The organism is Sulfolobus acidocaldarius DSM 639 (assembly GCF_000012285.1).
Lineage (GTDB): Archaea > Thermoproteota > Thermoprotei_A > Sulfolobales > Sulfolobaceae > Sulfolobus > Sulfolobus acidocaldarius.
Genome location: NC_007181.1, coordinates 138,844 through 154,653 on the forward strand (window position 1 = coordinate 138,844; position 15,810 = coordinate 154,653).

General features: G+C 37.7%; 21 protein-coding genes. 10 read left to right on the forward strand and 11 right to left on the reverse strand.

Annotation, left to right across the window (positions count from 1 at the left end):
* Window positions 1-12: 12 nt before the first annotated feature.
* Genes SACI_RS00815 through SACI_RS00860 form a run of 10 tightly spaced genes read right to left on the reverse strand, consistent with a single transcriptional unit; the run spans window position 13 to window position 6,068 of the window.
* Entirely contained in the window at window positions 13-348 is a 336-nt protein-coding gene (locus SACI_RS00815) for a transcription factor S (protein ID WP_015385375.1), read from the reverse strand.
* A 26-nt stretch (window positions 349-374) separates the two neighbouring features.
* Window positions 375-623, reverse strand: coding sequence for a hypothetical protein (locus tag SACI_RS00820; RefSeq protein ID WP_011277092.1), 249 nt, complete (start codon window positions 621-623; stop codon window positions 375-377).
* A complete protein-coding gene (locus tag SACI_RS00825; RefSeq protein ID WP_011277093.1) occupies window positions 620-892 on the reverse strand; it encodes a DNA-directed RNA polymerase subunit L in 273 nt (90 codons plus the stop codon). The genes SACI_RS00820 and SACI_RS00825 overlap by 4 nt, the downstream gene beginning before the upstream one ends.
* Window positions 882-1,448 (reverse strand): exosome complex RNA-binding protein Csl4, encoded by a 567-nt coding sequence (locus tag SACI_RS00830; RefSeq protein WP_015385376.1) that lies wholly within the window; start codon window positions 1,446-1,448, stop codon window positions 882-884. The genes SACI_RS00825 and SACI_RS00830 overlap by 11 nt, the downstream gene beginning before the upstream one ends.
* A 6-nt stretch (window positions 1,449-1,454) precedes the next feature.
* A complete protein-coding gene (gene dph2, locus SACI_RS00835; protein WP_011277095.1) occupies window positions 1,455-2,459 on the reverse strand; it encodes a diphthamide biosynthesis enzyme Dph2 in 1,005 nt (334 codons plus the stop codon).
* The gene (locus SACI_RS00840; RefSeq protein WP_011277096.1) at window positions 2,456-2,986 is read right to left on the reverse strand and encodes a 50S ribosomal protein L16; all 531 of its coding nucleotides are present in this window, start codon (window positions 2,984-2,986) and stop codon (window positions 2,456-2,458) included. Before SACI_RS00840 ends, dph2 begins: the two co-directional genes overlap by 4 nt.
* Before the next feature lie 30 nt (window positions 2,987-3,016).
* Entirely contained in the window at window positions 3,017-3,277 is a 261-nt protein-coding gene (locus SACI_RS00845) for a KEOPS complex subunit Pcc1 (protein WP_015385377.1), read from the reverse strand.
* Window positions 3,255-4,292 carry a hypothetical protein gene (locus SACI_RS00850; RefSeq protein ID WP_011277097.1) on the reverse strand — a complete coding sequence of 346 codons (1,038 nt, stop codon included), beginning with the start codon at window positions 4,290-4,292 and terminating at the stop codon, window positions 3,255-3,257. The genes SACI_RS00845 and SACI_RS00850 overlap by 23 nt, the downstream gene beginning before the upstream one ends.
* On the reverse strand, window positions 4,277-5,188 hold the full coding sequence (locus tag SACI_RS00855; RefSeq protein WP_011277098.1) for a lysylphosphatidylglycerol synthase transmembrane domain-containing protein: 912 nt from the start codon (window positions 5,186-5,188) through the stop codon (window positions 4,277-4,279). Before SACI_RS00855 ends, SACI_RS00850 begins: the two co-directional genes overlap by 16 nt.
* A 7-nt stretch (window positions 5,189-5,195) precedes the next feature.
* Window positions 5,196-6,068, reverse strand: coding sequence for a HesA/MoeB/ThiF family protein (locus SACI_RS00860; protein ID WP_011277099.1), 873 nt, complete (start codon window positions 6,066-6,068; stop codon window positions 5,196-5,198).
* A 67-nt stretch (window positions 6,069-6,135) separates the two neighbouring features.
* Between SACI_RS00860 and SACI_RS00865 the strand changes: the two genes are divergently transcribed.
* Genes SACI_RS00865 through SACI_RS00910 form a run of 10 tightly spaced genes read left to right on the forward strand, consistent with a single transcriptional unit; the run spans window position 6,136 to window position 15,481 of the window.
* Complete coding sequence (locus tag SACI_RS00865; protein WP_011277100.1) at window positions 6,136-6,951, forward strand: transketolase; 816 nt, start codon at window positions 6,136-6,138, stop codon at window positions 6,949-6,951.
* On the forward strand, window positions 6,920-7,861 hold the full coding sequence (locus SACI_RS00870; RefSeq protein WP_015385379.1) for a transketolase family protein: 942 nt from the start codon (window positions 6,920-6,922) through the stop codon (window positions 7,859-7,861). The genes SACI_RS00865 and SACI_RS00870 overlap by 32 nt, the downstream gene beginning before the upstream one ends.
* Window positions 7,858-8,883 (forward strand): chorismate mutase, encoded by a 1,026-nt coding sequence (locus tag SACI_RS00875; protein WP_011277102.1) that lies wholly within the window; start codon window positions 7,858-7,860, stop codon window positions 8,881-8,883. The genes SACI_RS00870 and SACI_RS00875 overlap by 4 nt, the downstream gene beginning before the upstream one ends.
* Before the next feature lie 3 nt (window positions 8,884-8,886).
* Window positions 8,887-9,879 carry a 3-deoxy-7-phosphoheptulonate synthase gene (aroF, locus tag SACI_RS00880; RefSeq protein WP_011277103.1) on the forward strand — a complete coding sequence of 331 codons (993 nt, stop codon included), beginning with the start codon at window positions 8,887-8,889 and terminating at the stop codon, window positions 9,877-9,879.
* Window positions 9,876-10,937: a 3-dehydroquinate synthase gene (aroB, locus tag SACI_RS00885; protein WP_011277104.1), complete on the forward strand. Its 1,062-nt coding sequence runs from the start codon at window positions 9,876-9,878 to the stop codon at window positions 10,935-10,937. Before aroF ends, aroB begins: the two co-directional genes overlap by 4 nt.
* Entirely contained in the window at window positions 10,925-11,716 is a 792-nt protein-coding gene (locus tag SACI_RS00890; RefSeq protein WP_011277105.1) for a shikimate dehydrogenase family protein, read from the forward strand. The genes aroB and SACI_RS00890 overlap by 13 nt, the downstream gene beginning before the upstream one ends.
* The gene (aroC, locus tag SACI_RS00895) at window positions 11,694-12,869 is read left to right on the forward strand and encodes a chorismate synthase (RefSeq protein ID WP_011277106.1); all 1,176 of its coding nucleotides are present in this window, start codon (window positions 11,694-11,696) and stop codon (window positions 12,867-12,869) included. The genes SACI_RS00890 and aroC overlap by 23 nt, the downstream gene beginning before the upstream one ends.
* Window positions 12,842-13,627 (forward strand): shikimate kinase, encoded by a 786-nt coding sequence (locus SACI_RS00900; protein ID WP_015385380.1) that lies wholly within the window; start codon window positions 12,842-12,844, stop codon window positions 13,625-13,627. Before aroC ends, SACI_RS00900 begins: the two co-directional genes overlap by 28 nt.
* The gene (aroA, locus tag SACI_RS00905; RefSeq protein WP_176586672.1) at window positions 13,615-14,841 is read left to right on the forward strand and encodes a 3-phosphoshikimate 1-carboxyvinyltransferase; all 1,227 of its coding nucleotides are present in this window, start codon (window positions 13,615-13,617) and stop codon (window positions 14,839-14,841) included. Before SACI_RS00900 ends, aroA begins: the two co-directional genes overlap by 13 nt.
* Window positions 14,822-15,481, forward strand: coding sequence for a type I 3-dehydroquinate dehydratase (locus tag SACI_RS00910; RefSeq protein ID WP_011277109.1), 660 nt, complete (start codon window positions 14,822-14,824; stop codon window positions 15,479-15,481). The genes aroA and SACI_RS00910 overlap by 20 nt, the downstream gene beginning before the upstream one ends.
* Here the strand turns inward: SACI_RS00910 and SACI_RS00915 are convergent.
* Window positions 15,445-15,747: a Rieske (2Fe-2S) protein gene (locus SACI_RS00915; RefSeq protein WP_011277110.1), complete on the reverse strand. Its 303-nt coding sequence runs from the start codon at window positions 15,745-15,747 to the stop codon at window positions 15,445-15,447. The genes SACI_RS00910 and SACI_RS00915 overlap by 37 nt on opposite strands.
* Window positions 15,748-15,810 lie beyond the last annotated feature (63 nt).

Genomic DNA, 15,810 nt, shown 5'->3' on the forward strand with positions numbered 1-15,810 from the left:
TTTCTCTCCTCATTATTCATATTCACGCCATACCTTACCGCACTTAGTGCATTTATAAAATCTTGTAGCTGGTTCATCAGCACTCCTTGTTTGTAGTATCCAAAAGTACGCTTCATCATTTCCGCAAGAAGGACAGGATATTCCTCTAGTTAATTGCACTCCTGTTTTTGGCATATCACTTTCTAACACAAGTGTCTTTTCCTTTGCAGAGTGCTTAATCACAGTTGTTATTTTAGCTTCTTTCTGATTCTCCGTGTCTATATATCCGCATTTAGAGCATTTGTATACGGTTTTACCATTCTCCTTTCTAGGCATCATCATAGAACCACATTTTGGACAGAACTTCATGACGTCTCACCGGGCATAATAATAGTTTAAGTGCTAACGAGTTTATTTACTTTTCTTTTTATAGCTTTAACTATCGTTATGCATGTATCTTTTTCCTCTCCACTATCTACAAAGATCTTTACTTCATCTTTAACTGGAGAATTTTCAAAGCTCTCTTTAAGCTTCTTCTCGTTCTCTTCAAATATTATTTTTTCGAGTATCTTTCCTCTGAATATGCATAAAGCGTAAAGGTCATCCTGATTAGCGATAACTGCTTTCCTTGTTTCTTTTTTCAAATTTTTTTCACTTCATCTATGAATAGATTGGCATAGTTTTCAGCCAACTCTATTGCTTTAATTAATGCCTCCCTTGCTGATATACTTCCATCGGTCAAGATCTTAATCGTTATACTAGTTATAAGTGGATGAGGCAAGGAATAGGCAGCAAATTTCACTCCTGGTACCTTCAAAAGCATTCCCTTAAGTAAGTTGCCTATTGTGTGTTCCTCTCCGTCTATTTGTAATTCTAAATAATTTTGTTCCTCTTTTATTACTTTAATTTCCACCTTTCTTCACCGTAAATGCCAGTTTTCTTGTCTCAATATTTCCACAGTCTGGGCATTTTAAATGTTCTTCGTCTTGCCTCTGTAAGGGACTTCCACAGATTGAGCACTTAGCAGAGATCACTCCCAAGTCTCTCTGTTTGATCGTTAAAGGAACCGGAATAATGTAGTTTATTGGTTTAGCTCTTATGATATCACCAACTCTCATGGCATCTGAAATAGTGTTCAGATACTTGCTAGATATTTGTGAGATGTGTATGTAACCGCTCAGGGTAGTTACTAATGACTTATCCTCTAAACTCTGAATGTTAATTATAGCTGAATCCTCTTTAATTCCTACCACTATTCCAAGAACATATTTACTCTTCTTTAGTGATAGAATACCCGGTTTTTTGAATCCAATGGAGTTAACTTTCCTGTTTATCATATCATAGAAAGCTTTACCTACAACGCTTGAGTAAACGGTACCATTAAACTCATAAGTTCCTTCACCGGTTGTGAACTCCTCAATTACACTCAGTTCCTCTCCTGGCAAAAGCAATTCTCCTTGATTCTTCAAGTTTCTTCACCACGGAAATATATACTCATCCAACTTACTAAAAATTATCATTTTTGCTTCTCCCGGTGTGAGAACAGGCTTTTCATATTCAAAAAGATCATCTATGGGCAGTCTAGGGCAGGAGGTAACTATGAAACTATCTATTTCAGGGTTATCTATATTTCTGAGGGCATCAACGTTAAGGCTTCTATTAGTTATTATGAAAACCTTGTACCCCTTTTCCTCCAGTTTCTTTTGAAGATATTTCACCATTAAAGGTCTATTTTGCCCTGTCTTAACTCCCTGTATTATAGCCCAATTTCTCGAGTCTAAGGCTTTCATTATTTTTCCGTATCTGATCTTGAGAATCCTATAAACTTCATCTGTAAGATCTTCATTTTTACTTGTATAAGGATCTAATTTGACTATTGGTTTCCTTGTCGTCAGACCTACACCTAAAGCGTGAAACACTCCCCCTGAAACGTTTACATAAACGTCTGCACTTGAGTTCACTACTGCCTTATAATCGCAACCTAATATCTGTCCATCGTGCATGAATGGAGACGAGGGTTTACCAATAATAACGTTAAACTGTGACTGCATCTTTTCTTTAATCTTTGGAAGTAGGTGAGAGTGTTGGATTGTCGACGATAACGAAACTGTTCTTGGATTATACTTCTCGTTAATGTATTGAATAAGTTTCTCTATTTGCTCCTCCTCTACATTTAACTTACTTTTCAATTCAATGAACAATGTTGGAAATTTAGGGTAATACCAAGTATAAGGAGTATGTCCAAAATGTATAATTAAGTCTACTCCTAATGTTCTAGCCTCGTCTTCAGCGACATCACAAGCTCCCCAGCTAGCATCTGAGGAGATTACGAACTCTATATCCTTTGCTGTTTCTCTTAATCTTTCCAGAAGACCTATAGAAAAAGGTTTTATACCTTCAGGGAATTGGAGCAGAACTTTCTTAGCACTTCTTTTACGTATTTCTTCAATTATCTTATCTACTTCAAAATCATAACTCACTGAGCTGCTGCCTCTTTATTCAAAGCTGATATCTCGATTTTAGTTCTAATGGGCAACTTCGATGAGGCTATTTTTAGGGCTTCTTTTGCAGCCTCCAAGTGTTCTTTCTTTACTCTTACATACATCACAAGCTCTCCTAACTTCTCTAGCCTGGCAGCAGTACCTATCGGCTTTCCAAATGACAGTCTCATACCGTCTTGCAATCTATCTGCTCCTGCGAAAGCCATCATTTTGTTTTCCCTTATTACATGATGTGGATATTTAGTTACAACTAAAGCAAAGTTCTGCTCAGAGGCTAATTTCTTCGATAAATACTTTAATGCAATTACACGTGCAGCCTCTAATGCGTTGTGTCTTATCTGCCCTTTCTCAGTAGTTATTAGTCTTAACTCATAATCATAATCTCCATTAACATTTCCCATTACGAATTTTGTAATCTTAGGCATTGGAATACCTGGTATATATTCTCTTCTAGTATAAGCTGGACCTGAAAACTTCCTGTAACATCTTCCTGGTCTTAATGGCATATGTAGATGTATATGACAAAGTTTAAAATCTTAACTACTGCTCTTTCCTACCTCTTTTAATGTCTTCTCAATCGCATTAATGTGTTGTAGAATCTCGTCAATAGTATTTCTTAGGGTCAAAACATCCCTAGGATCCTTAATAGGCATTTCAACTTCTAGTGTTAAACTCTCTTTGTCTGAATGAAGATTTATTTGCATATCTCTGGGTAAATCTACGTTATCCACTTCTAAGCTTTTCATAATGATTTTACTAGCTTCAGTGGAAATCTTAACTGAAATCTTTATTTTCAACTTTTATCAATCCCTCTTTTGAGGAATAAGGCATAAAATATCTACTTGTATACATTATTTCGCCATTTTTAAGTACAACAGGCTTGTCCCTCTTAACTTTACCTTGTTGAGAGTAGATAATATACGCAAGCAACGGCGACTTCAGGTCAGTGCTTATAAGATAATACCTACTAAAGTCCACTATACTGTCAACTCTATATCCTCTTGCCATCTCGTCTCTGAATCTTGTAATTAAGGTCTCACTGTAACTAGGTGTCATAACTACCTGAAAAAGCTCCCCTACACCTTTCAAATCAAGGAAATACATAGCGGAAAAGGCTAGCTCTAGCGAATCATAATCCATGTACAAAATCCTATCCGTGATCAGATCATTTCTAGAAAATTTCGGATTTACTTTAATTACGCTATTAGTTATTTTGTAAAGCAATGTGTTTAGCTTTGTCTCATTGATTTCCTCTAGTCTCTCAGTTTCGTTAATTCCTATCTCCTTCAAGGCTTTTATTGTGCCTTCCCTGTTTCCACTCATTCCTGGTATATAGGGATCAAAGGATATGGTAAGGGAGAAGAATAGAGGCAAGTTTTTATAGTTAGGGATCTTAAGGTTCTTCTCTACTGAAACTCCTAAATTTTTCATGTCTTCGATCACGCTCTTCTCCACATTAGTAAGTTCCCGTCTTTCAACTATTAATGACGACACAATACCTATAATCATTGGAAGTAAGTCCTCAGAAGATAAGGGGAATATAGATGAAAAGGATGTGCTTCCTAGGAAGTATGTTTTATCTTTAAATTTTATTAGTCTATCTCCGTTTGAGTTTTGTTCTAACTTTACTGGACACTCTGAGTTAAATGTCAACATGAAACTTGAATGAGCATATTTTCCTAATAGAAAGGACGCTATTAAAGAGTCAATTGTATAAGATGATTTCACGCATAAAGGCTTAGGATAGGATATTATCTCACTAACTAAGTTTCTAAGTTCCTCCTTGGAGGGCTCATTTAAGAAACTTTCCAAACTTCCTTCACCTTCTCTCTTAGCTCCGAGAATTTTATATCATTTACAAAAATTAGCCCTAACGAATAAGCTATTAGTTCAAGTATTCTTACAACTAGGACTAAACTGGGAGGGATAATTGCGGTAAGGGCTAATTCTGCGGCTCCTGCTGCAGAGGGAATAGGTACTAATAAGGATACTTGGTAAGTAATGTTTATTATTATAGATTTAAGATAAGAACTAAATATGAGATAAAATGGTAAGGACTGTAATATATAACCTATAACGGTCAAAGCAGAGTAAAAGGACGCCATTTTCACGTTAGAAAGTCTATCTTTAATAAGCCACTTACTATCTAAGTAAGCTCTTTCCAAAGGCTTAATGTACTTAAATGTGAATATCTTTTGTTCTAGCCTGTTCAACGTTTCGTGAGAGGTTCCATAAACGTAACCAAAGCCTGCTATCCACATTGCTACGTTAAAAAAAGCAACGAAAACGAATATAGTTAATAGTGGAGAGAACCTAAGCCAAAATAATATTAAGAACATCACTGAAACTACTGTGACATCAAAAAAGGACTCTATTAGCGAGATTGAAAATGCTTTGTCCAATGAGATACCTTTTTTTGTGTATAGTATAGCTCTAGCTAAATCGGGTCCTGCTGCGCCAGGAATAATGAGGCTTATTCCATTACCGAACAATCTTGCCTTAAAGGAAGTGAAGAAGTTTACCTTAGAAATCATTGAATCTCTATACGCTAATATGAGGCATTGCGTAATATAAGATAGGAAAAAAAGTACAACAAAAACTGGATCCATAGATAGAAATACATCGATGAGATCAATTTTGAATATAAGGGCATATCCAATGATCACTGCAATAGGCAGAACAGCAACTATTACTAATTTTCTTTCCACAACTAGATTATCTATTAGACTTTTTAAAGCATTTTCCACTGGGGTAACAAATTACTAGATTTCCGTTTTCTTCATCTCTAACTAGAAACTCATGACTTTCTATGTCTAATCTGCTCAATCCGCATGAGGGTTGTTTCATTCTTCCATCTAGAAAGTCAAACCTTTCTAAGGAACATGTAGGGCATTTATCGTTCTTACTTATTTTCACATTGTCTATCCTAAGCTCTCTGGTGTCTAAATAGTACAAAGAGTGTAAATTAGCTTGGTTTCTCAGGTGGTTTAACATTAACTGAACCTGAAGGGAAGCAGTTATGGAAATTACCGTATCAAGTGTTCCTATAGTTTCACACGCATTTACTTCGTTCTCATGTTCGTCGTAGTTCATAAAGCATCTTAAACAGGGTCCTTCTCTAGGTACTATCAGCATTACCGAAGAGTACTCTCCCATTACCCCGCCGTAAACTAGTGGAATTCTCAGTTTCACTGCTACATCATTTAGCAAAAATCTGTAGTACAAATTATCCAGTGCATCAAATATATAATCACTATCCTTGAGCATCTCTTCGGCATTATTTGAATCTATTATATCATTAACGACCTCAACTTTAATTCCTGAGTTAATTTTCCTTATTTTTTCTGCACATACAGTAGCTTTAGGTTTCCCAATATCACTCTCCTCGAACAAGTGAGTTCTGTGAAGATTGGTTACCTCCACTATATCAGCATCGATAAGCTTGATTTTTCCCACGCCCAGTCTGGCTAATAGTTCGGCTAGAGTAGTACCTAAGGCTCCACAGCCTACTATTGCTATTTTAAGCTGGCTTATCTTTTCCTGAACTCCAAGTCCCAATACAAGTAATTGTCTAGCATATCTTTCCATTAGCTTAGTCACTATAAAGCTTATAACTGAGTAGTATAAATTCTGTTGGGGGCTAGATTTTGCGCCAATGGGTGAGCGTGATGGAATTCCAATATCTCTAGAAGAATTGAATAAGTTAAAGGAAATAGCAGAAAGAGCTAGAAGAAAAGTAATAAGAATGTTATTCTACGATCAAACAATACATGTGGGTTCTTCTCTAAGTAGTATAGAAATATTGACAACTTTATTTTATAGGTACGTAAAGGATGGAAAAGACCCTATAAATAGAGACTGGTTTATATTAAGTAAAGGTCATGCAGCTCCAGCGCTCTATGCCATAATGTCAGAAAGGGGGTTAGTTAGTGATGATGACCTGTGGAAGATTCAAGATATCTCAGGAATGTTGCAAGGACATCCAGAGACATTCATACCTGGTGTTGATATGTCAACAGGAAGCCTTGGTCAAGGATTAAGTTTCGGAATCGGTGTTGCACAAGGAATTAAAATGAGAGGAGGATCTGGCAGAGTTTACGTGGTTATGGGAGACGGTGAACAGGATGAAGGTCAAGTATGGGAGGCAATGACACATGCAGTTGCAAGAAAATTAGACAATTTAATTGCGTTTATAGAGATTAATGGGTTCCAGTTAGACGATTCCACTGGTAGTGTAAAACCAAAGGAATTTCTGCCAGATGTATGGAGGTCAGTAGGCTGGAAAGTGCTCAATTGTGATGGACATGATTTCATAAGCCTTATCTCCACAATAGATGAAGCAATAAAGGCTAAAGCACCAGTTGTGATATTTGCGAACACGGTTAGAGGCAAAGGTTTTCCAGTTATAGAAAATACCAAAAAACAGAGGTCGAGTCCTGATGATGCAAGGAAATATCTACTCAATGCGTGATACATTCGGCAAATTACTAGTGGAAATGGGAGAGAAGCTAAAGGACATAGTGGTAATAACTGCTGATGTGGGCGACTCAAGCAGAGCATCCTATTTCAAGGAGAAATTTCCTGACAGGTACTTTAATGTTGGTATCTCAGAGCAGGACATGATAGACTTTGCAGCAGGTCTTTCAGCAACTGGATTTAAGCCAGTTGTAGTTGATTTTGCAATGTTTTTAATGAGAGCATGGGAGCAGATTAGGAATGCTGTAGCTAGGATGAACTTGGATGTGAAGTTTGTGGTTACGCATTCAGGGTATAGTGATAGTGGTGACGGATCAAGTCATCAATGCTTAGAAGATATATCCTTAATGAGAGTATTACCCAATATGAAGGTAATAATACCTGCAGACCCAGCAGATATAAGGAGAAGTTTTCCCGTGATAATGGAAGAACTAAGAGGACCATTATACTATAGAGTCGGAAGGGAGTATTCACCGTCAATCACTGATGGTTTAGAATATGATTTCAAGTTAGGCAAAGCTTACGTGCTTAAGGAAGGAGATGACGTTGCAATAATGGGTGCGGGAGTAGTCCTTTGGGACGCATTAAGGGCTGCAGAGGAACTTGAAAAGAAGGGAATAAGTGCGTCAGTGATCAACCTATTATCAATAAAACCAATCGATGAGCAGACCATAGAATATTATGCTAGAAAAACAGGAAGGATTGTCACTATTGAGGAGCATAGTATCTATGGAGGCATAGGCTCTGCAGTGTCTGAGGTGGTGGTTAAGAGATACCCGGTTCCTATGAGGTTTGTAGGGGCTACTGGTTTTGGAAGGAGTGCGAGGAGTCAGAGAGACTTACTGGACTTTTACGGAATAAATTACAAATCGATAATAAGTTCTGTAATGGAGTTGTTGAAATGAATGAACTAGAAGAGTTGAGAAAAGAAATAGAGGAGATAGATAGTCAAATTTTAAATTTAATCGCAAAAAGGCTCCAAGTTTCTTCTATGATAGGAGAGATTAAAGGTAAGATGGGTTTTAACGTTACGGATGAGAAGAGGGAGGAATATGTTAAGGAATATTGGACTGAGAAGGGTAGAAGGCTAGGAATTCCAGAATCTTTAGTCTCATCTGTTCTCACTAACCTAATTTCCTACTCAAAGATGTTTCAAGTTAAAGACTCGAAGAAGAGAAGAGTTACAATAATAGGATATGGTGGAATGGCAAGATCCTTGTCATCTCTCTTTCATCTTTCTGGTCATAATGTGGTAATTACAGGCAGAGATAAGAGAAAGGCTGAGAGACTTGCAAATGAATTTAAGTTTGTCTATATGGAAGAAAAGAGTGCACTGGACTGGAGTGAATATGTTATACTTTCGATTAGTCCCAGTGGACTGGACTATGCAGAGAGTGTTTTAAAATATGCTAAAGAAAAAGTTGTGATGGATATTTTTTCTACTAAATCTAATACATTTCGAAAACTTCAGACCCTATCTGAACAGTTCTCTTTTGAGTATATTTCAACTCATCCTCTTTTTGGTCCTATTTTATATCCTGTAGGGGAGAGAATAGCTGTGATACCCTCCCAGAAATCCACGAGAACACAGGAGGTTATAGAGTTTTGGAGAAAGTGTGGTTTAGTACCTGTCTTGACTACTCCAGAAGAACATGACAAAGTCATGGCTATAGTCCAAGTTTTGGCTCATTTCTACATGTTAGGTCTGTTACGAAGCTCAAACACGTTAAAGAAGGAGTTGGAAGTCGGTAATAAGATAGATGAATTACAGACTACGAATTTTAGAGAGATAAGTAAGATATTAGATAGAATCAACTCCTTACTCCCCGTTATTTTGGAAATTCAGAAGGATAATCCTTATGCCCATAAGGTAAGAGATTTAGGTATGAGAGAACTTCAAGATGTTTTGAAAAGTCTAGGTGAGTGAAACATGCTCCTAATTCTTAAACAAAACGCAAATTACTCTTCCTTAAAAGAAAAACTAAATAATTCGTCTGCTTCATATAAGTTTCTTGATCTATACGGTAAAAAACTTGTAGTTACCTGGCCTGATACTTATGTAGAAAACATAAAGGACGAGAGTATAGAGATTGCTGTTAAAAGTAAGCGTCAATTTCCTCTAGTGAGCAATGAATGGAAAAAAGATCCCACTATTGTTAAAGTCAAGGATGTAGAAATAGGTGGGGACAGGTTAGTTGTTGCTGCAGGACCATGCGCAGTTGAAGATGAGGAACAAGTATTAACTGTTGCCAAGGCTGCCAAAAGAGCTGGAGCAAAACTTCTGAGAGGAGGTGCTCTAAAGCCCAGAACCAGTCCCTATTCATTTCAAGGACTAGGGGAGAGAGGGTTAGAGATACTCAGAAAGGTAGGAGACCAAGTTGGACTCCCTGTAGTTTCAGAGATAATGGATACTAGGCAAATAGACATGTTCAAAAAGTATGCTGATATGCTCCAGATCGGTGCTAGGAATGGTCAGAACTTCGATTTACTTAAGGAAGCTGGGAAATCTGGGATGCCAGTATTATTGAAGAGGGGTTTAGGCAACACGGTAGATGAGTGGTTACTAGCAGCTGAGTATTTACTTTTGGAGGGTAATGGTAACGTGGTATTGTGTGAAAGAGGGATTAGGACATTTGAAAAGGCTACGAGATTCACTATGGATATAGGAGGGATGATAGCAGCAAAATTACAAACTCATTTACCCATATGTGCAGATCCAAGTCACCCAGCAGGTAAAAGAGAATTAGTTCATTCCCTTGCTTTAGCTGCTGTTGCTGCTGGTGCAGATATGTTATTAATTGAAGTTCATCCAAATCCCGAGAAGGCACTTAGCGATTCAGAGCAACAATTAACACCAGACTCATTTGAACTACTAATGAATAGGATAAGAGCTTTAGCTAATGTTTTAGGTAGAAAGGTATGATAAGATTTAGTGAGAGTATTACCTCTCAACAGGATATAGATGTAGTAGTTGGAGAAAACGCATTAAGTTATCTGAGAGAAATACAAAATAAAAAAGCCATATTTTACTCAAGTAGCGTGAACATAGATTTTATTAAACCTCATCTTGAGGGAGAATACACCCTTGTTCCCATAAAGGACGGAGAGGAAGCAAAGGATATCCAGTATTCACTTGAGCTCCTAAAGGTTCTATTTGATGGAGGTTTTGATAGAGGGGACTATGTAATTGCAATTGGTGGAGGGTCTGTAACGGATACTGTTGGTTTTATAGCCTCCACGTATATGAGAGGCTTAAATCTAATCAATGTTCCCACCACCCTTCTTGGAATGGTTGATGCTGGAATAGGTGGAAAGAACGGAGTCAATTTTGGGAGAATTAAAAACATCATCGGAACTTTCTATCAGCCTAGAGCAATTATTGCAGACTTGAGGTTTTTAATATCATTACCCTCAGAGGAGGTTAGGAAAGGTCTAGCTGAGGTCATAAAATATGGTTTAGTGTTAGATAAAGAATTATATGACTTCCTCGCCCTAAATAAGAATTCAGTGTTAAGCAAAGACCCTGAGTCGTTGGAGTATGTTGTACAGAGATCCATACAGGACAAGCTGAGTGTGGTTAAGGAAGATGAGAGGGAGACAAAGGGAGTTAGAATAGTTTTGAACTTTGGTCATACTATTGGGCATGCTATTGAAGCTGGATCAGGATTTAGTATACCTCACGGTTATGCAATATCTGTGGGTATGGTCTGCGAGGCTAAAATAGCTGAGGAGATGGGTTATTCCGAGGAAGGAGTAGTTGAAGATACTGTGTGGATACTTTCGCATTACAACTTGCCAATTAGTATTGATGAGCTGTCCTCTAAGATTGACCTCAAAGAGGCTTTATTTGCACTATCAAAGGATAAGAAAGTGAGAAATGGAGTACTATTGATGCCCTTTCCCACAAGGATAGGAGATTGGAAAAGAGTTGAAGTACCAATTGAGACTTTAAAAGGGTTTGCTGAACAATGCTTAAAATAAATAATGATACAAAACTTTTTGGAGTCTTAGGAGAAAACATACCATATACCTTATCTCCAGCTATACATAACTATGCATTTCAAAGGTTAGGAATTAATGCAGTTTACCTGAGATTTGATGTAAGAAGGGATAAATTTCACTCCATAATAATAGGACTATTGAATATAGCTTCCGGCTTGAATGTTACAATACCTTATAAAGAGGACGTAGTTAAGTATCTCTATGGCGTTTCTGAGGAGGCTAGAGTCATTGGAGCTGTGAACACTATTCATAACCTAAATGGTTACAATACTGACTACATAGCCATTTACAATTTGATAAAGGAGAAGCTAATTGATAAACCTTCAATATGCACAGTTTTTGGAGCTGGTGGTGCAGGGAGGGCTAGTATATACGCATTATTGAAATTAGGCTGTGAGGTTTATGTAATAAATAGATCATTAGAAAGGGCTCAATCCCTAGAGAAAGATTTTAAAGAATTTGGTTATGATATTAAGATAATTTCTTCCTGTAAACCTGGAGATATAATAGTTAACGCTACTCCAAATTCTAGTTACGTTCCAGACGAATGCATAAAGGGAAAACTTGTTGTAGATCTAGTTTATAATCCTGTAAAGACTCCACTTATATTAAAGGCTGAAAAAACAGGTATAAGATCAATAAATGGTCTAGAGATTTTGGTACGTCAGGCAATGGAGGCTGAAAGGATTTGGTTTGGTAAATCGTTAAGTGATGAAGAGGTGGTGAAGTTCTTATATGCCAGGAAACTCGTTAGGTAAGATGTTTAGAATTACGACATTTGGAGAGAGTCATGGTCCAATGATAGGTGTGATTGTGGACGGCGTTCCTGCAGGACTTTACATAAGTAAGGAGGATATCGAGTTTGAATTGAGTTTTCGAAGACCAGGTAAGCAATTCGTTAGCGGAAGGAGGGAGAAGGATGAGCCTGAAATTGTCAGCGGGGTTTATAATGGTAGAACCACAGGTGCCCCGCTAACTATCATTATTAGAAATAATGATGTGATCTCCTCACTATATGAGGAAGTTAAACATAAACCCAGACCAGGACATGCAGACTTACCGTATATCATGAAATACGGTTATGAGAATTGGGACTATAGGGGAGGAGGGAGATCGAGTGCAAGGGAGACCGCATCTAGAGTAGCAGCCTCTGCAATAGCCAAGAAATTACTCATGTTAACTGATACTGTGATAGGTGCACATCTGAAGTCTTTGGGTCCAGTGGAACTTGATGAAGATGTTTCCTTCAGGGAGATATTCTGTTCTAAGTACAGCCCCGTAAGGGCAAGTAAGAAATGGCTTGAAGAGAAGTACGAGGAACTGATCAAACAAGCTACAGTTGAAGGAGATAGTTGGGGAGGAGTTGCTGAAGTTATTGCGGATAATGTGCCGATAGGTTTGGGTGAGCCAGTTTTTGATAAACTGAAGTCTGATTTAGCTAAGGCTTTACTTTCAATACCTGCAGTTGTTGGTTTTGAGTATGGGTTAGGATTTAAAGCAAGTAAAATGAAGGGTAGTGAGGCAAACGATGAAATAGTTATTAAGGATAATGGGAAACTGGGATGGAGATACAATAAGGCAGGAGGTATATTAGGTGGTCTTTCAAATGGCGAGAAATTAGTTTTGAGATGTGCATTTAAGCCTACTAGTTCAATAAGAAAACCACAGAAAACTGTAGATTTACGTACCTCTGAAGAGTCTACTATTCGTGTGATAGGTAGGCATGATCCTGCGGTAGCAATAAGAGGTGTCTCTGTGGCTGAGGCAATGGTTGCCTTAGTGTTAGTGGATCATGCACTTAGATCTGGTTATATTCCACCTGTAAAATTGAGTGAAGATCAAGCTAGGATTATAGAGGAGAAATGGAGGAGGTATGTAGAGGAATGCAAACCTATGCAGGAATCTCAGTAGTAAACGCATTGCCAGGCTGGTACGGTTCATCAATGGCAATTGACTTAAAGGTAGAGGTGAAAGTCAGTGAGACTGAGTACTGTGAGAGTCAAGATATATTGATAGATACTATAATTCAATTCTTCAGACAAAAGTACAACCTACCTTGTATGAAGGCTGAAATAAACTCAGAGATTCCTCCAAAAGGAGGTTTGAAAAGCAGTAGTGCTGTTTCCACTGCGTTAATAGCTGAAATTATGAGAAGGTATAAGATAAAAGATGTCGATCCACCAAAATTATCCGCAATACTGTCACTAAAGGCAGGCGTGAGTTATACTGGAGCTTATGATGACGCTACATCCTCATATTATGGAGGGGTTACATTCACCTTTAATAAGGAATTCCAGTTAATTGAAATAAAAGAGCCACCTGATATCTCAGTAGTTTTACTCCCTAGAGGAAACAGACAGGTTAAAATTGATCTCAACCATTTAAAGAGATATGCTGGTCTATTCCAGGAAATATTCAATGTCGCAAGAAAAGACATAATTACGGGTATGAGGCTTAACGGAATTGCTATGGCTGAGATATTAGGTTATGACACTTCTCCCATAAAGCAAGCTTTAAAGGGCGGAGCATTAGCTTCTGGTATATCTGGTAATGGACCGTCGATTTTTGCTGTAACAAAACCAGGAGACGAGGGTAAGGTAATCGATATTTTCTCGAATTTTGGAGAGGTATTAGTAACTAGGGTGGTTGAGCCACGATCACTAGAATAAATAAGTCCAAAATCTCAGGGATCATAAAGGCTCCTCAGTCTAAGAGCCTCGCAATAAGACTAATACTGTACTCGCTACTATCTAATGTTATCCTAAATAACCTTTCCCTGTCTGAGGACACTAAAGTTGCTATAGACGTGGTAAAGGACATTGGAGTAAATGTGAGTGATAATCTTAGCCTTAAGAAAGGTGAAAAATTAAGAGTACCGCAATACCTGAATTTTGGCGGTTCTGCTACCACCCTAAGAATGATGATACCTATTTTATCAGTTTTGGGAGGAGAGGTGGTTTTAGACGGGAATGAAAGTCTAAGGAGGAGACCTATAACCGCGATAGTGGAAGCCCTAGCGGGGCAAATAAGATTTTCATCAAATTATCTTCCAGTTACAATGACTGGAAAACTAAAGGAAAATTATGTGAGGATAAGGGGAGATGAGAGCAGTCAGTACATCTCTGGGTTTATATATGCCTTCTCCTTGGTGAACGGTGGGGATATCGAGATTATCCCCCCGTTGTCTTCTAAGAGCTATATACATATGACTATTGATTTGATCAATGCACTCGGTGGTAGTGTGAAGTTTACTGGAAACAGGATTAGGGTAGAAAGGGGGGAGTTTAGAGACTTTAGAGGAGATGTTCCAGGAGACTATGCATTAGCTTCATTTTATGCTATTGCCTCTGCAATAACTGGAGGAGAGATTCAAATTAAGGGACTCTATTCTCCTCCATATTACGATGGCGATCACAGCATTGTAAAAATAATTAAGAATATGGGTGTAGACTCTAGAGTCGAGGGTAACTCATGGATTGTTTCAGGGAACGGAATTATAAAGGGAATAAAAGTGGATGTGGACGATATGCCTGACCTTGCACCATCTATAGCTTGTATTGCACCCTTTGCTACCTCAGAGACTGAAATTACTGGAATTAAGAGATTGAGAATTAAGGAGAGTGACAGGGTAAGTACAATAAAATCCACCCTGGAGGCTTTTTCAGGTAATGTGGTTGTCGATACAGATTTTATTAAGATATTTCCGTCAAAGTTAACTGAGGGTAGTATAATATGTCCCAATGATCACAGAATAGCAATGATGGCAGGAGTGATATCCCTGAGGACAGGAGGTACTGTTGAAAACGCTCAATGTGTGAATAAGAGTAATCCTAGTTTCTGGTTAGACTTAATTAGTTTAGGTGGTGATATACATTTCACCTAAGCTCGTTGTAGCCTTACCTGTCAAGGAATTAAAAGATTTAAATAGAATTGAATTGCTTATAAACGACGTTGACTTAGTAGAACTTAGGCTAGATTATCTTAGCAAATTTGACGTTGATATTCTAGACTTGTTCTCAAAATACAAGGAAAAGTTGATTATAACCCTAAGGGATAAGGACGAAGGAGGAGTAAATTATATAGATCCTGCTTTTAAGGCTAACTTTGTCAGACGTATGGAAAGAGAGAAATTTATGTATGATATTGAGGCAAGATTTGCATTAAGATATCAAGTTAATGTTAAAGACAAGATAGTTTCAATTCATTATTTCGATAATCTGCCTGAGTTTACAGAGGTAAAGGAAATTTTTGATAAATTTGATGAAGCATATCTTAGAAAAATAGCTGTAATAGCTAAGAGAGGTTATAGGGAACTTTTGATGAGAGTTCTTGATAATTACGATAATGCAGTTGTTATGCCTATGGGTGTTAATGGAGTAGAGAGAATAGCCTTCTCTCTTCTGGGATCTAAGTTGATATATGCCCATGCTGGCGAAGAAACTGCTAAAGGGCAGTTACATTATAAGGATGTGAGAAGAATCTTAAATCAACTTTCCACAATTATGTCTTCACCATCAACCTGAACGCGGTATAGTTTCAATGGTTTCTTGGTTGCTCCTTTGATTGCTCTTCCGTCATTAATGGAGAAGTGTGTGAAATGGCATTGACATACTAATTCTTCTCTAATCACTACGCCTACTTTGTACAGGTCGCAACCCAGGTGAGGGCATCTACTTTGGAATGCGTAATACTTTCCTCCTCCCAGGTAAAGTAAAATTACTTCCTCATTTCCAATGGTTACTTTTTTCTTTTCACCTGGTTTTAGTTCAGAACGCTTAATCCTTAACATCTTCTTACTGGAAATTTATAAACACGCTGGCTAATTAAAACATTAATACTGAATATTAAGCAT

Coding starts and splice junctions, on each gene's coding strand:
- SACI_RS00865 (WP_011277100.1), top strand. CDS start 6,136: ATGGGTGAGCGTGATGGAATTCCAATATCTCTAGAAGAATTGAATAAG.
- SACI_RS00890 (WP_011277105.1), top strand. CDS start 10,925: ATGCTTAAAATAAATAATGATACAAAACTTTTTGGAGTCTTAGGAGAA.
- aroF (WP_011277103.1), top strand. CDS start 8,887: ATGCTCCTAATTCTTAAACAAAACGCAAATTACTCTTCCTTAAAAGAA.
- SACI_RS00815 (WP_015385375.1), bottom strand. CDS start 348: ATGAAGTTCTGTCCAAAATGTGGTTCTATGATGATGCCTAGAAAGGAG.
- SACI_RS00900 (WP_015385380.1), top strand. CDS start 12,842: ATGCAAACCTATGCAGGAATCTCAGTAGTAAACGCATTGCCAGGCTGG.
- SACI_RS00860 (WP_011277099.1), bottom strand. CDS start 6,068: ATGGAAAGATATGCTAGACAATTACTTGTATTGGGACTTGGAGTTCAG.
- aroB (WP_011277104.1), top strand. CDS start 9,876: ATGATAAGATTTAGTGAGAGTATTACCTCTCAACAGGATATAGATGTA.
- SACI_RS00875 (WP_011277102.1), top strand. CDS start 7,858: ATGAATGAACTAGAAGAGTTGAGAAAAGAAATAGAGGAGATAGATAGT.
- aroC (WP_011277106.1), top strand. CDS start 11,694: ATGCCAGGAAACTCGTTAGGTAAGATGTTTAGAATTACGACATTTGGA.
- SACI_RS00915 (WP_011277110.1), bottom strand. CDS start 15,747: ATGTTAAGGATTAAGCGTTCTGAACTAAAACCAGGTGAAAAGAAAAAA.
- SACI_RS00870 (WP_015385379.1), top strand. CDS start 6,920: ATGATGCAAGGAAATATCTACTCAATGCGTGATACATTCGGCAAATTA.
- SACI_RS00840 (WP_011277096.1), bottom strand. CDS start 2,986: ATGCCATTAAGACCAGGAAGATGTTACAGGAAGTTTTCAGGTCCAGCT.